Origin of the sequence: Pantoea sp. IMH (assembly GCF_000599885.1) — a bacterium.
Lineage (GTDB): Bacteria > Pseudomonadota > Gammaproteobacteria > Enterobacterales > Enterobacteriaceae > Erwinia.
On sequence record NZ_JFGT01000006.1, the window covers coordinates 20,220 to 33,900 of the forward strand.

Sequence of the window (13,681 nt, forward strand, 5' to 3'; positions counted from 1 at the left end):
GCCTTTTTAGATCGCTTTTCAGCTTCCCAGCTCTTGCTGATTTTTCTGCCGCAGCGATTTGGCGCGGCTTTCCAGCCAGAGATAGAGCACCAGTGCCAGCAGCAGCGGTGCGATAAAGTAGATCACCCGATAGGCGAGCAGGGCGGCGATAATGGCGCCATGCGACATATGTTCGCCACTCAGCAGCGCCAGAAAGACCGCTTCAAGTACGCCGATGCCCGCCGGAATATGAATAATCACTCCCGCAATACTGCTGATCAGCAGCACGCCCAGCACCTGGGGATAATCCGCTTTCTGCCCAAGAAGCAGCCAGATGATCGTACCCATTACCAGCCAGTTGGCGCTGGAAACCGTAAACTGAATCAGCGCCATTCGCAGGGAAGGGAGCGCCAGCTTGTGGCCTTTTACCTGCCAGCTGCGGCGTTTTGAGAAGGCACACAGTGCCAGGTAGAACAGGGTAAAGGCGAGCAGCGCGACGCCGATAACCCGCAGCGTTCCGTCGCCAATAAACCAGCCCGACGGGACAGGCACCATGCCGGTGCTGAAGACGATGCCCGCCACCAGTACATAGCCAAGCCAGTTGGTGGCAATACTCAGCGAGAAAATACGCGTGATAGTGCTGCCGTCCAGGCCCAGACGGGAGTAAAGGCGATAGCGCATCGCCACGCCACCTACCCAGGTACTGAGCGTCAGGTTAAAGGCGTAACAGATAAACGACACCAGCATGACCTGGCGCTTCTGGAGTTTGTGGCCGCAGTAAGCCCGGCCAATCAAATCGTATAAGCCATAGGTGAGATAGCTGACGATTACCAGCGCGACTGAGGCGAGAATAGCCAGCCGGTTATAGTTGACGATAACGTCAAATACATCCTGCCAGTTCACCTTTTTGGCATAGATTACCAGCAGCACCACGACCGCAATAAAAAATAACCATGTCAGGATTTTTTTAATCGTTTTCCAGCGGGCATGCGAATCAGACATCAGATTTCACTCTCTTAATCAAAGGCATCAGGCTATAGCGCATCAGTGTTCAACTCGTTTATCGTCAGGCTCAGCACGATCCTGGCTTTCAATTTCCGGCTGAACGGGAGGGTCCACCTGCGCCAGTTTTGGCGTATGAGCGGGCAGCCAGCCGGCAATCGCGGGAAAATGGCGCAGAAAGTGAAAAACAATCACGCTTTTACTCAGCTGCCACCAGTTCTGTTTAGGCAGTTCGCTCTCATGAACGCGCTTACAATCTTCTTCCAGCAGGCGGTTCAGCGTATCACGCACCGTTTCGTTGAAAGTGCGATCGTGAATAATCAGGTTTGCTTCAAGATTCAGCGACAGACTCAGCGGATCGAGGTTGCTGGATCCCACGGTAGACCAGTGATCGTCCTGCAGGGCGATTTTCGCATGCAGAGGACGCCGGATATATTCATAGATCTCCACGCCGCCGCCGACCAGATAATTGTAGAGCAGCTTGGCGCCAACCTTGACGATCGGCATATCCGGCTCGCCCTGAACGATCAGCTTGACCGAGACGCCCCGCTGGGCGGCATCCCGCATCTCCCGCAGCAGGCGATAACCCGGGAAAAAATAGGCGTTGGCGATAATCACTTCCTGCTTCGCCGTGCGCAACATTTCGATATAGTGCTGCTCAATATCGTTGCGATGCTCATCGTTATCACGCCAGACAAACAGCACCTGAGCGTTACCTGGCCGGGTGTTTTTCGTCGGGCGGTGCGAGCGTTGTCCCCACCAGCGGCGCGGCTCCTGTTTGCTGTTTATCGCCAGCTGGACGTAGCGGGTAATGTCCTCAACAATCGGGCCTTTCACCTCAACAGCATAATCCTGCTTCGCTTGCTTGCCGTAGCTGGAGTTGTGCTCGGCTGAAAAGTTAATGCCGCCGACGAAGGCGATCTCAGCGTCGCAAACCACGGTCTTACGGTGCAGGCGACGGAAGATGTTGGTTCTCATGCCGAATACAAGCGGACGCGGATCGTAAAAAATAAAGCGTACGCCAGCAGCGGTCAGGCTTCTGACATAGCTGTCAGGCAGATCGTTAGAGCCATAGCCGTCCAGCAGCATTTCGACTTTTACGCCACGCTGCGCCGCTTCGATAACCACGGTGTGCAGTTCCTGGCCAACTTCGTCATCAAACAAAATAAATGACTCCAGCAGGACGCTGTGCTGTGCGCGGCGGATTGCACCAAATACCCGGGGAAAATACTCTTCGCCATTTTCCAGAAGCCGCAGGCTGTTACCGTCGCGCCATTCCATGTTCATAGGTGAATCTCCACTGCCAGAGGCGCATGATCGGATAAGTGTGACCAGGGCCGCAGAGGGATGGTCTGGGGATGGCTGATGCTGGCATTTTTCACATAGATGCGATCCAGTCGCAGCAGCGGAAACCTGGCGGGAAACGTGCGGGCCGGGCGGCCATATTTACGGCTGAAAACCTCTTCCATTGCTGCTCCCTGTTTCAGAATCCTGTTGGCTTTTTGCTGCCAGTCATTAAAGTCGCCTGCCACCACCACCGGCTCACCGGCGGGCAGACTGTTCACCAGATCGCAAAGCAGCCTGAGCTGCGCGTTCCGGTGGGCATCCTTGAGCCCCAGATGAACGCAGATGGCGTGCAGGGTGGTATGCGGTGCTTCCGCAGGCAGGGTTACTTTGCAATGTAAAAGGCCGCGTTTTTCCGTGCCTTCTACCGAGATATCGCGGTTCTCATATTCCGCGATCGGAAAGCGGGACATCACCGCATTGCCATGATGCCCTTCCGGATAGATCGCGTTGCGGCCATAAGCGTAGTCATTCCATATCGTATCGGCCAGAAATTCATAATGCGGCGTTTCAGGCCACTTATCCACCTTGAGCTGATTAATGGCATGGCTGCCCATGACCTCCTGGAGAAACACGATCTCCGCCGATGTGGCGCGGACGGCGTCGCGAAGTTCGGGCAAAATAAAACGGCGATTAAAGGTGGTGAAACCCTTATGTGTATTGATCGTCAGGACTTTTAATGAAAATCCTTGCGGTTTTTGTGACATACTGTGCGCGCTCTCCTTTTCGACGAGGGTGGAATAAAGTGTAGTCTTTGTCACAAAAGAGTGCCGACAAGCTTTGATGTTTGGGGCATTATCCGAAAACTACGATAGTCTGAGGAAATCCGTTATCACTTACTGTGTTAACAACGCTGGGCGACCGCTATCTGGTCTGCCAGGAGAAAAAGATGAAATGGTCTAATCGTATTCAGATTGTCACAGGACAAACCTGTGTACATATCACGCTCCACCTGCTGCTGATTGCCGCGCTGGTGTGGGGATGGAAGCATCAGGCCCTGTTACAGGTATCCACGGTATTACTGGCGATGTATGCCGGCGTTTTTGCCGCAATGCTGTTAACTCAGCGCCTGCCACGCCTTCGCCGCGTGGGCGACTTCCTGGAACACGTTACAACAACCTACTATTTTGGCGCCGCCATGCTGGTGCTCTATCTGCTCTCACGTGTGATCCATAACAACCTCCTGCTGGGTTGTGTCGGCGTGCTGATGCTCACCGGCCCCGCTGTGGTCTCGCTGCTGGCTAAAGAGCCGGTCCGCGTACGCCAGCGCCACCGTTAACCTGTCTGGGGCCGCTCCGGCGGCCCCGATCCTGCAAACGCTTCACGCATAATCTGCCAGGCAGATAGCCTGTTCCGTTGGATAAATAAGACGGAGCGGGGCGATCCTGAACCTCAGCACTGCCCACATGAATCCACAATCAGCTATTCTGTTTCGTCAGGTAAATATCATGGGACAGGGCGGCGTCACTCTTCTACCCGCCATTAAGGCCGGAAGATGGAAGCGCCTGCTGAAAAGAATCTCTCCCGCCAGCGTAACATCTGTTATAATCCGGCCCTTACGCACCGTGGTTTGTGCCCCCTTTCAAGCGTCAGGCGAAGCCTGACGTCCAAGTGTCCCCCTCGAAACTACACCGCTCATGGCGGTCAGGGCGGAACCGGAGTCTTTCAATTCTATGTCATTTGATTCTCTCGGCCTTAATGCCGACATTTTGCGTGCTGTTGCAGAACAGGGCTATAACGAGCCGACCCCTATCCAGACCCAGGCTATCCCGGTAGTGCTGGCGGGACGCGACCTGATGGCCAGCGCCCAGACCGGTACCGGTAAAACAGCCGGCTTTACGCTGCCGCTGCTGCAGCTGCTCAGCACGGCCACGCCGCATCCAAAAGGACGCCGCCCGGTCCGTGCGCTGATCCTGACCCCGACCCGTGAACTGGCGGCTCAGGTAGGTGAAAACGTTCATGACTACAGTAAATACCTTGATATGCGCTCGCTGGTCGTTTTTGGTGGCGTCAGCATCAACCCGCAGATGATGAAACTGCGTGGCGGCGTGGACGTGCTGGTTGCCACCCCTGGCCGCCTGCTCGATCTGGTACATCAGAACGCGCTGGACCTCTCCAAAGTTGAAATTCTGGTGCTGGATGAAGCCGATCGTATGCTGGATATGGGCTTTATTCACGATATCCGCCGGATCCTGGCGAAGTTGCCAGCCAAACGCCAGAACCTGCTGTTCTCCGCCACTTTCTCTGATGAGATCAAAGGCCTGGCGGAAAAACTGCTGCATAATCCGGAACAGGTTTCCGTGGCCCGTCGCAATACTGCTTCTGAGCAGATCGATCAGCACGTGCATTTCGTTGATAAGAAACGCAAACGGGAGCTGTTATCCTTCCTGATCGGCCGTGATAACTGGCAGCAGGTGCTGGTCTTCACCCGTACCAAGCACGGCGCCAATCACCTTGCCGAGCAGCTGAATAAAGACGGCATCACCGCTGCCGCTATCCATGGTAATAAAAGCCAGGGAGCACGTACCCGCGCGCTGAGCGACTTCAAAGAAGGTAACATTCGTGTGCTGGTGGCAACGGATATCGCTGCACGCGGTATTGATATCTCAGAACTGCCACACGTGGTGAACTATGAGCTGCCTAACGTGCCGGAAGATTACGTTCACCGTATCGGTCGTACCGGTCGTGCTGCGGCAACCGGTGAAGCGCTGTCGCTGGTCTGCGTGGATGAGCACAAGCTGCTGCGCGATATCGAACGCGTGCTGAAGCGCGAAATCCCGCGTATTGCGATTGAAGGCTACGAGCCGGATCCCTCGATCAAAGCGGAACCGATCCAGAACGGTCGTCAGCAGCGTGGCGGTGCGGGCGGCGGCGGCGGTCGTGGACGCGGTGCGCCACAGGGCAACCGTGGCGGCGGTCAGGGACGCGCTAACGGCGGTGAACGCAGCCAGTCTGCTGGCGGTGAGCGCAGCGGTAGCGGCCCACGTCGTCAGGGCGCGGGCAGCAGCAGCGCAGGACGCAGCGCGAGACCAGAAGGTGGCGACGCATCACGCGGCAAGCCCCGCCAGCGCCGTTCTAACCCTGCTTAATACCTCCAGGGGATCTCAGGATCCCCTTTCTCAACGCTACGAACGGGTTGTGATATGCGCGTTTTACTGGCCCCAATGGAGGGCGTACTCGACTCACTGGTCCGGGAACTTCTGACGGAAGTTAACGACTACGATCTCTGCGTCACCGAGTTTCTGCGTGTTGTTGATCAGCTTCTGCCGGTCAAATCCTTTCATCGTCTCTGTCCTGAACTTCTCCATGCCAGCCGCACGCCTTCTGGTACGCTGGTGCGCGTGCAGCTTCTGGGTCAGTCGCCCCAGTGGCTGGCGGAAAATGCCGCCAGAGCGGTGGAACTTGGCTCCTGGGGCGTCGATCTTAACTGCGGTTGCCCCTCGAAAACGGTCAACGGCAGCGGCGGCGGCGCGACGCTGCTCAAGGATCCCGAGCTGATTTATCGCGGCGCTAAAGCGATGCGTGAAGCCGTTCCTGCCGGACTGCCGGTGACGGTAAAAGTGCGGCTGGGATGGGATAACGGCGACCGGCAGTTTGAGATTGCCGATGCGGTGCAGCAGGCGGGCGCAACCGAGCTGGTGGTCCATGGCCGCACGAAAGAAGATGGCTATAAAGCGGAGCGGATCAACTGGGCCGCGATTGGCAAAATTCGTGAGCGGCTCGCCATACCCGTGATCGCCAATGGTGAGATCTGGGACTGGCAGAGTGCGCAGAACTGCCTTGCGGCCACGGGCTGCGATGCGGTGATGATTGGCCGGGGGGCGCTTAACGTACCGAACCTCAGCCGGGTAATCAAATACAACGATGCGCGGATGCCCTGGCCGGAAGTGGTCACGCTGCTGCAAAAATATGTGCGGCTTGAAAAGCAGGGCGATACCGGGCTTTATCATGTGGCGCGCATTAAGCAGTGGCTGGGCTATCTGCGTAAAGAGTATGACCAGGCCACCGTGCTGTTCGCGCAGATCCGTGCGCTGAAAAGTTCAGCAGAGATAGCTCGTGTGATCGACAACGTCAGTCTGCCTTTCTGATGATAGGGGTTTTCGCTCTTTATGTGATTCAGAAAATATGAAATTCAGCCGCACCGTGTGCCGATCATGCGGCTGGAAATGGCAAAAGAAATGCTAAAATCCGTCAACTTTGCGGCGATGCGCTGCTTTCCATTCTTCGTAGGTAGCCTCAAGGATCCAGAGGCAAACAGCGCCTTTTTCAGTACTCAGTAAAGCCAGACGGGTTTGCTGGTAAAACGTTTCAATATCAGCGGCTTGTTTGTTAACTGGCCCCATGCAGACGATATCACTCCCTACGAAATGTGGCCATTCCCCGGCGTCAAGAACGGTCAGAGCCTTCAGCGTTCCTTCGGTGTTAGTTGACAGGGCGGACGACAAAGCGCTCTCAAGGGCCTGCGCCTGTTGCACGTCCGCGGCGCTGGCGAGTTCCGGAGTTTTATTGAGCCACGCGTGTTCACCCGCTGCAATTCCTGCCAAAGCATCGGGCCAGCTGATGGTGGAGCCTTGCGAACAGGTCGCCACGCCTGATAATAAGAGCAGCAGAAGTAACCACCTCATCGGACGACCTCCAGCGTCCCGCCGACGCTGATTATCCTCCAGCGAGTCGAGGGCGACATTATGATGCAACCTTCCGAAGCAAATCCCGCAGGTTTATTCACACGCTCGCCATGTATACGAAACGCGGAGCGACCATAGGACTCTCCAGAGATTTGTTCCAGAATAATCGTCGCCGGGCCTTTAGAACGGGAATGTCCCGCTATGCGATAAGTACCACGGGGAAGCGGCCCCATCCCCTTAACTTGCTGTCGATCAGGGTTGTTTTTATTTGTCAGGTTGCCTGAATAGCCTGTTTCGACCAGCTCGCTACCGAAGTAAAGCCTGCCAGTGCTTTGTTCATATTTCCATGCCATAACTGATTTCCCTTATATGGTTACGCGTTCGTCCCAGCTGTCCGTGTGAATGATGTTTCCATCGACATAGCGCCAGTTAATTTTTTCATAAACCAGCTCAATCATTTCCAGATGATTTCGTGCTTCGCCATACTGACATTTGATGTCATACATCATCGGTGCGACTGTCACGACTGCCACGCTTTCAATCATGATGATGAAGTATTCCGCTTCCTGACCGGCGTCATTAATGCAGTAAAATTTAACCTCAGCTGATTTTAGCTTCTGGCCTGTTGTCACGGCCTTGTAAAGATAGAGGCTGGAAGCATCGATTTCTTTGCTAAAAAGGAAGGGGGCGTGTTCGCGAATCGTTGTAGTTTTTCCCGATGCGTCGTCGGTTGGAATGCTGATGCCATGGTGCAGGCCATGGATCTCGATACTGCCTTCACGGCCCGTAACGTTGACAGAGCCGCGAATAGCCTTGCCGTCGCTGTCGTTAAGCCACAGATAAGCTGGAATAGCCATATTTAAACTCCATTTTAAAATGAGAGCCAGCCAGAATCCTGCTGGCTAAACTGCTTTTTGCAGTGAATTTAATCTATCCTTAAGGCAAATTTGTGTCAATTTTTGTACAAAATGGGAGTTGAGTGATTGTTCTGTGCAAGCCAGAGATACTGGTTCATCACACGCTTCCATGATAAATCTTACAAAATCATTCAGGATGGGTTAATAACAGCAGAAGAAATTTTATGATCGGCAGGGAAGGCCATAAAAAATGGGCCAAAGTTGGCCCATTTCAGGATCACGATCAGGAAGCGGTCGTAACGGCTTTTTTGCTTGCCTGAGCAGCGGGCGCTTTTTCATAGATTGGGCCGGGCTGGGCTGGCACCACAAAGGTTGCGCTTCCGTTGCTGTCGACGGAATCGGTGGTTTCAGCTGCTGGCGCTGGGGTGGTGACCTCAGCAGGAGCGGTTTGCTGCTCCACCGCGCTGGCACCTTCTGGCGTAACCGGCGTCATTGGCTCTTCTGTCGGCAGCGCGCCTTCCATTTCCGGAACGGCAATCGGTTCGGCAGAGGTGTTCTCATCAGCCGCACCGTTAACTTTAGTCGGCATACCGGAACGGGCTTTCAGGGCAGCGTCCAGGGCAAGAGTATCGACGCTGGCATCAGAAACCACTTTGCTGACGACCGGGGTAATGGTCAGCGGCACCGGCTGGCGTGAGTTAAACTGCTCTTCGGTCTCGGAAAGCGGGTTATGCACTTCGACCAGACGTGAACCATCGGGCTCAACGGAAGCCTTGATCGGCTGGTTGATAAACTGTACGCGGGTGCCGACCGGCACGTTATCGAACAGCCATTTGATATCTTCTGAACGCAGGCGCACGCAGCCGTGGCTGACGCGCAGGCCGACGCCGAAGTTGGCGTTGGTGCCGTGGATAGCGTAGAGACGGCCAATATAGAGTGCGTAAAGCCCCATCGGGTTATCAGGACCGGCAGGGAAGACCGCAGGCAGCACTTCGCCGCGCGCAGCATATTCTTCATGCATTTTTTTGGTCGGCGTCCAGGTCGGGCCATCTTTCTTGCGCTGAACGGTGGTCGTCCAGTTGACCGGCGTATCCTTGCCCAGCTCACCAATCCCTATCGGCAGCACGACCACGGTTTTGGTGCCTTTCGGATAGTAATAAAGACGCATTTCCGCGCTGTTGATGATGATGCCTTCGCGGGGCGCATCGGGCAGCAGCAGCTGCTGCGGGATGATAAGCTTACTGCCAGCTTTTGGCAGATAGACATCCACGCCCGGATTAGCCTCCATAAGGTTACTGAGGCCCATCTGGTACTGTGCAGCAAAGGCTTCGAGAGGAAGCGTGCTGTCCTGAGGGATGGTAATTTCAATGTTTTCACCCACCAGGCGGCTGTTCGCGGCCGGTAGCGGGTAGACCACGGCAAAGGCCGAGTGGCTGTATGCCGTAACGGCCAGAACGAAAGTAACTAACGCGCGGATGCTCTTTTTCATATTCTTCAGGGTATAGCGCCATGTGAACGGTGGATAAACAAACCAGTTCCGCCCGGAAGTGAGCGGCTGCACATTATATGGTCATGCCTGTCAGGAATAAACCTGGATTTATCTTCGTTGAACTAACTTTACGCAAAATTGTCACGCTTATCCGCGCCTGGCGTCAGATGTTGCTGGCTTTTTCATCAGGGTTGCCACTGCGGATCGTCGCCATTGAGCTTTCTGTTCAGGAAAAATGCCGCGCTGATTAAGGCCAGATGACTTAAAGCCTGTGGCGTATTGCCCAGCGCGTAGCCCCGCTTATCAAATTCTTCAGCGTAAAGTCCCAGTGGATTAGCGTAGTTCAGCAGCTTCTCAAATTCGAAATGCGCCTCACTTACCCGGTCCGCCCGCGCCAGGCACTCGACGTACCAGAACGAGCAGGCGACAAAAGCACCCTCGGTGCCTTCCAGCCCATCGGCGGGCGTCTGATGAATATTGTAGCGCCGGACCAGCCCGTCGCTCACCAGTTCCTCTTTGATCGTATCCAGCGTGGCCAGCCAGTCTGGATCGGTGGCGCTGACAAACCGCACCAGCGGCATCAGCAGCATGGAAGCATCGACAAATTCCCCCTGACGGGTGGAAACGAAATGGCCCCGTTCTTCATTCCAGAAATTCTGCCAGATATCCTCGCGGATTTCGTCCCGGACCTGGCACCAGCGGTCGCGGGGAAAAGCGAGGGAACGCTTTTCGGCCAGGCGCACGGCGCGATCCATCGCCACCCAGCACATCAGCCTGGAATGGAGGAAGTGCTGCGGCTCGCCGCGCATTTCCCAGATCCCGGCGTCGGGCTGATTCCAGCTTACGCAGACATGGTCGATCATTTTACTGACGTGTGCCCAGCCGCGATGAGAAATCGCTTCGCCATACTTGTTAGCAAGGTAGATGGCGTCCATCAGCTCGCCGTAAATATCGAGCTGCCGCTGATGCCAGGCATCGTTGCCGATCCTGACCGGCGTGGAATCAGCGTAGCCTGAAAGATTAAGCAACTCGCTCTCGTGAAGCTCGGTGCGGCTGTTAAGCCGGTACATCACCTGCAGCTTTTCAACGTTATTCTGGCTGTTTGCCACGCAGCGCCCGACCCAGTGGGTAAAGTGCTTCGCTTCATCGACGTAGCCGAGACGCATCAGCGCATAGACGCTGAAAGAGGCATCACGTATCCATGAGGCGCGGTAGTCCCAGTTACGCTCACCGCCCAGTTCCTCAGGCAGGCCGAAGGTTGCCGCTGCGGCGATCGAACCATGCTTTAACGAGGTCAGCAGCTTCAGCGTCAGCGCCGAGCGGTTAACCATCTCCCGCCAGCGCCCGTGATAGCTGCTTTTTGCGCTCCAGTTGCGCCAGTAGTTCAGCGTTTCCTGAAAATAGTGAGCCGTGCTCTCTTCATCAAGGTGCTTATCGTCAGCGCTGCCAAAGACAAACTCCCGATGTTCGCCCGCTTTCAGAGTGAACCGGGCGATGGCCGCGCCGCCTTCTGTTGTGAACTCAACGTTGCCGCACAGTTGCAGGGTAGGCTGGTTACTGGCGCTGAACTGCACGCTGCCCTCTTTCAGGGTGGCGATGGTGTCGGCACGTGCATAATCGTGTACGGGCGCGCAGCACAGCGTAAAATTCGCCTGACCGTGCAGCACTTTTATCCGGCGGATAATCCGCGGCTGGATATCATCCGGCTGGCAGAGCGGCATATAATCGGTGATTTCCGCGACGCCTTCATCGGCCAGCCAGCGCGTTTGCAGCATATTGGTGTCGGGCAGATAGAGCTGCTGCCGGCGGGCCTGCGTCCAGTCGGGCGCGATACTGAAAATGCCTGCCTCATCGCCGTCAAGCAGGGCAGTGAACACCGAGGGGCTGTCGAGATCGGGCCAGCATAAGTAATCAATGGTGCCATCGCAGGCAACCAGCGCACAGGTTCGCAGGTCGCCAATAATGCCGTGATCTTCAATTCTTCGTTTTATCTGGCTCATCGTACTCCCGGACAGTAGTGAATTAGCAGACTGCTGCGTTAACTATAGTCTCTGTGACTGTCAGCGAAGCGGAACAGCGCAACCGGACCTCAATGAGAACAAATTTCCATCAACTATACTTCCTGCGGACTTCACATTACTGAACAGGAGAAAACCATGAGTAGACCTGAAGATAAGGTTGCCATCGTCACTGCATCAGATTCGGGGATAGGTCAGGCTTGCGCGATTATGCTGGCTGAGCAGGGGTTCGATGTGGGTATTACCTGGCGTTCAGATGACAAAGGGGCGCAGGAAACGGCAGAGCAGATCCGGAAACTGGGCAGAAAAGCGGAAATTGAGCGGCTCGATCTGGCCGATCCTGAAAAGGGCAGTCGCGCGCTGGAAACGCTTATCGGCCGGCTTGGGCGGATTGATGTGCTGGTTAATAATGCCGGGACAAACGTCGAGGGCGAGTTTCTGGAAACCCGTTTTGAAGACTGGCGGAAAGTTTTCAGTGTCGATGTGGATGGCGCGTTTGCCTGTGGGCAAATCGCCGCACGGCATATGGTGGAGCAGGGACAGGGCGGCAGGATTATTAACATCACCTCGGTGCATGAGCATACGCCACTGCCGGGTTCAGTCGCCTATACCGCCGCCAAACATGCTCTGGGTGGCCTGACCAAAGGGATGGCGCTGAGCCTGATGCCGTATAACATTCTGGTTAACTCCGTCGCGCCCGGCGCCATTGCCACGCCGATGAATAAGATGAGCAATCAGGATGCTCACCGCGTCGAGATCCCTGAGATCCCGGCGGGACGGCCAGGCGATACGCGAGAGATCGCCAGCATGGTTGCCTGGCTCTGCTCGGAATGGTCTTCTTATACGACCGGTCAGTCATTTGTCATTGACGGCGGTTTTATGCTGGCCAATCCGCAATATTACAGATAGCGATCCAGAACGGGAACGTTAGTCGTTCCCGTTTTTCGCTTTCTGAGCAGCAGCTCGCCGCTTCAGGGCAATCCGCACGGCCCATACCAGCGCCAGCGCCAGAACAACCCAGAATATCTGCTTGATATGGTGATCCAGCACAGCGAGCCAGGGCGCGATGATCTGACCGCCGAGGTAGCCCAGGGTGACGAATATCGTTGCCCAGAGCGCGGCTCCAATCAGGTTGAGCGGCAGGAATTTCCGCAGCTTAAGCCCGCTGGCGCCGATGATAACGGGGCCAATCAGCCGCATGCCGTACATAAATCTGACGCCGATAACCAGCAGAACCGGGCGCTTGCGGATCAGGCGATTGGTCCGGTTAATCTGGGGCTGATGATGTTTAAAACGCTTAAGCAGCGCGGTGCCATAGCGGCGACCGACCAGAAAGAGCAGGGTATCACCCAGCGCGCCCCCTGCCATGGCAGTCACCACAACCCAGCCGTAGTGCAGCAGTCCCTGATGCGCCGCCACGCCGCCTAACAGCGTAAACGTTTCCCCTTCGGCCATACAGCCAATAAACAGCGCCAGATAACCGTATTGTGAAATCAGTTCGTTCACGTCCAGATGCATTATGTCTTACCGGCTCTTGCGCAAAGAAAGGTTGAGTGTAAACCCTGTGGCTGTGGGCGGGAAAAAGTTTATCCGCCGTGCCTATTTTTTTAGCCGAATGAATGCATTAGCAGAAATAAAGTGTGATGAAAAAATAAACAGTGAACATGGGCTTATACTTGAATTATCCGCCCGGCCATCCAGGGCGATCGTTGTCCAAGAGGAGTGAAGATATGAACCACGTTTGGGGACTTCTTACGCATCCAGACCGCGAGATGCGTGACATCAAGCAGGAAAACGAAACTGTTTCTCATCACTATACTCACCATGTTCTGCTGATGGCGCTGATCCCGGTAATCTGTGCCTTTATTGGCACCACACAAATCGGCTGGGATTTAGGTGCTAACGAAACGATCCCGCTGTCGATCCTGAGTGCTCTGGGACTGGCCGTGCTGTTTTATGCACTGATTCTGGGCGGCGTCGCGGTGATGGGCAGGGTTATTCACTGGATGGCACGGGACTATCCACAGCGTCCCAGCCTGCAACGCTGTACGGTATTTGCCGGCTATGTGGCTACGCCGCTGTTCCTCAGCGGGCTGGTGGCGCTCTATCCGCTGGTCTGGCTCTGCGTGCTGGTGGGGGCGCTGGCGCTGGTCTATACCGGCTATCTGCTGTACGTCGGTATCCCGCTCTTTCTGAATATCGATCGGGAAGAGAGCCTGCGTTTTTCCAGTTCAACGCTGGCGATTGGCGTGCTGGTTTTCGAGGTTCTGCTGGCGCTGACCGTGGTGATTTGGGGCTACGGTCATCTGATGCGCTAATCTCCCGCGCCGCCGGTTCCCCGGCGGCTTTACGTAATGCCCGGATACG

The 13,681-nt window shown here is 55.6% G+C and carries 14 protein-coding genes; 5 read left to right on the forward strand and 9 right to left on the reverse strand.

Going from position 1 to position 13,681, the window contains the following annotated elements:
- Positions 1 to 18 precede the first annotated feature (18 nt).
- The 3 genes from EA20_RS0114480 to EA20_RS0114490 are packed head-to-tail and all read right to left on the reverse strand — an operon-like array spanning position 19 to position 3,032.
- The gene (locus EA20_RS0114480; RefSeq protein ID WP_024967508.1) at positions 19 to 981 is read right to left on the reverse strand and encodes a lysylphosphatidylglycerol synthase domain-containing protein; all 963 of its coding nucleotides are present in this window, start codon (positions 979 to 981) and stop codon (positions 19 to 21) included.
- Positions 982 to 1,023: 42 nt separating this feature from the next.
- The gene (clsB, locus tag EA20_RS0114485; RefSeq protein WP_024967509.1) at positions 1,024 to 2,268 is read right to left on the reverse strand and encodes a cardiolipin synthase ClsB; all 1,245 of its coding nucleotides are present in this window, start codon (positions 2,266 to 2,268) and stop codon (positions 1,024 to 1,026) included.
- A complete protein-coding gene (locus tag EA20_RS0114490; RefSeq protein WP_024967510.1) occupies positions 2,265 to 3,032 on the reverse strand; it encodes an endonuclease/exonuclease/phosphatase family protein in 768 nt (255 codons plus the stop codon). The genes clsB and EA20_RS0114490 overlap by 4 nt, the downstream gene beginning before the upstream one ends.
- A 182-nt stretch (positions 3,033 to 3,214) precedes the next feature.
- On the opposite strand from EA20_RS0114490, the gene EA20_RS0114495 reads away from it, so the two are divergent.
- From EA20_RS0114495 to dusC, 3 genes are all read left to right on the forward strand, one after another.
- Positions 3,215 to 3,604 (forward strand): YbhQ family protein, encoded by a 390-nt coding sequence (locus EA20_RS0114495; RefSeq protein ID WP_024967511.1) that lies wholly within the window; start codon positions 3,215 to 3,217, stop codon positions 3,602 to 3,604.
- A gap of 394 nt (positions 3,605 to 3,998) precedes the next feature.
- Positions 3,999 to 5,414 carry an ATP-dependent RNA helicase RhlE gene (rhlE, locus tag EA20_RS0114500; RefSeq protein WP_024967512.1) on the forward strand — a complete coding sequence of 472 codons (1,416 nt, stop codon included), beginning with the start codon at positions 3,999 to 4,001 and terminating at the stop codon, positions 5,412 to 5,414.
- Between the two features lie 54 nt (positions 5,415 to 5,468).
- Positions 5,469 to 6,413 carry a tRNA dihydrouridine(16) synthase DusC gene (gene dusC, locus EA20_RS0114505; protein WP_024967513.1) on the forward strand — a complete coding sequence of 315 codons (945 nt, stop codon included), beginning with the start codon at positions 5,469 to 5,471 and terminating at the stop codon, positions 6,411 to 6,413.
- 93 nt (positions 6,414 to 6,506) lie between these two features.
- Here the strand turns inward: dusC and EA20_RS0114510 are convergent, their stop codons facing one another.
- The 5 genes from EA20_RS0114510 to EA20_RS0114530 all read right to left on the reverse strand — a co-directional run bounded on the left by EA20_RS0114510 (position 6,507) and on the right by EA20_RS0114530 (position 11,296).
- The gene (locus EA20_RS0114510; protein WP_024967514.1) at positions 6,507 to 6,950 is read right to left on the reverse strand and encodes a hypothetical protein; all 444 of its coding nucleotides are present in this window, start codon (positions 6,948 to 6,950) and stop codon (positions 6,507 to 6,509) included.
- On the reverse strand, positions 6,947 to 7,303 hold the full coding sequence (locus EA20_RS0114515; protein ID WP_024967515.1) for a tlde1 domain-containing protein: 357 nt from the start codon (positions 7,301 to 7,303) through the stop codon (positions 6,947 to 6,949). The genes EA20_RS0114510 and EA20_RS0114515 overlap by 4 nt, the downstream gene beginning before the upstream one ends.
- A gap of 12 nt (positions 7,304 to 7,315) precedes the next feature.
- Complete coding sequence (locus EA20_RS0114520) at positions 7,316 to 7,807, reverse strand: type VI secretion system tube protein TssD (RefSeq protein ID WP_024967516.1); 492 nt, start codon at positions 7,805 to 7,807, stop codon at positions 7,316 to 7,318.
- Between the two features lie 283 nt (positions 7,808 to 8,090).
- Positions 8,091 to 9,296, reverse strand: coding sequence for a L,D-transpeptidase family protein (locus EA20_RS0114525; protein WP_024967517.1), 1,206 nt, complete (start codon positions 9,294 to 9,296; stop codon positions 8,091 to 8,093).
- A 185-nt stretch (positions 9,297 to 9,481) separates the two neighbouring features.
- Complete coding sequence (locus EA20_RS0114530; protein ID WP_024967518.1) at positions 9,482 to 11,296, reverse strand: glycoside hydrolase family 15 protein; 1,815 nt, start codon at positions 11,294 to 11,296, stop codon at positions 9,482 to 9,484.
- Positions 11,297 to 11,452: 156 nt separating this feature from the next.
- On the opposite strand from EA20_RS0114530, the gene EA20_RS0114535 reads away from it, so the two are divergent.
- Positions 11,453 to 12,223: an SDR family oxidoreductase gene (locus EA20_RS0114535; protein WP_024967519.1), complete on the forward strand. Its 771-nt coding sequence runs from the start codon at positions 11,453 to 11,455 to the stop codon at positions 12,221 to 12,223.
- 18 nt (positions 12,224 to 12,241) lie between these two features.
- Here the strand turns inward: EA20_RS0114535 and EA20_RS0114540 are convergent, their stop codons facing one another.
- On the reverse strand, positions 12,242 to 12,832 hold the full coding sequence (locus tag EA20_RS0114540) for a DedA family protein (protein WP_024967520.1): 591 nt from the start codon (positions 12,830 to 12,832) through the stop codon (positions 12,242 to 12,244).
- A gap of 212 nt (positions 12,833 to 13,044) precedes the next feature.
- On the opposite strand from EA20_RS0114540, the gene EA20_RS0114545 reads away from it, so the two are divergent.
- Positions 13,045 to 13,632 (forward strand): Yip1 family protein, encoded by a 588-nt coding sequence (locus EA20_RS0114545; RefSeq protein ID WP_024967521.1) that lies wholly within the window; start codon positions 13,045 to 13,047, stop codon positions 13,630 to 13,632.
- Positions 13,633 to 13,681 lie beyond the last annotated feature (49 nt).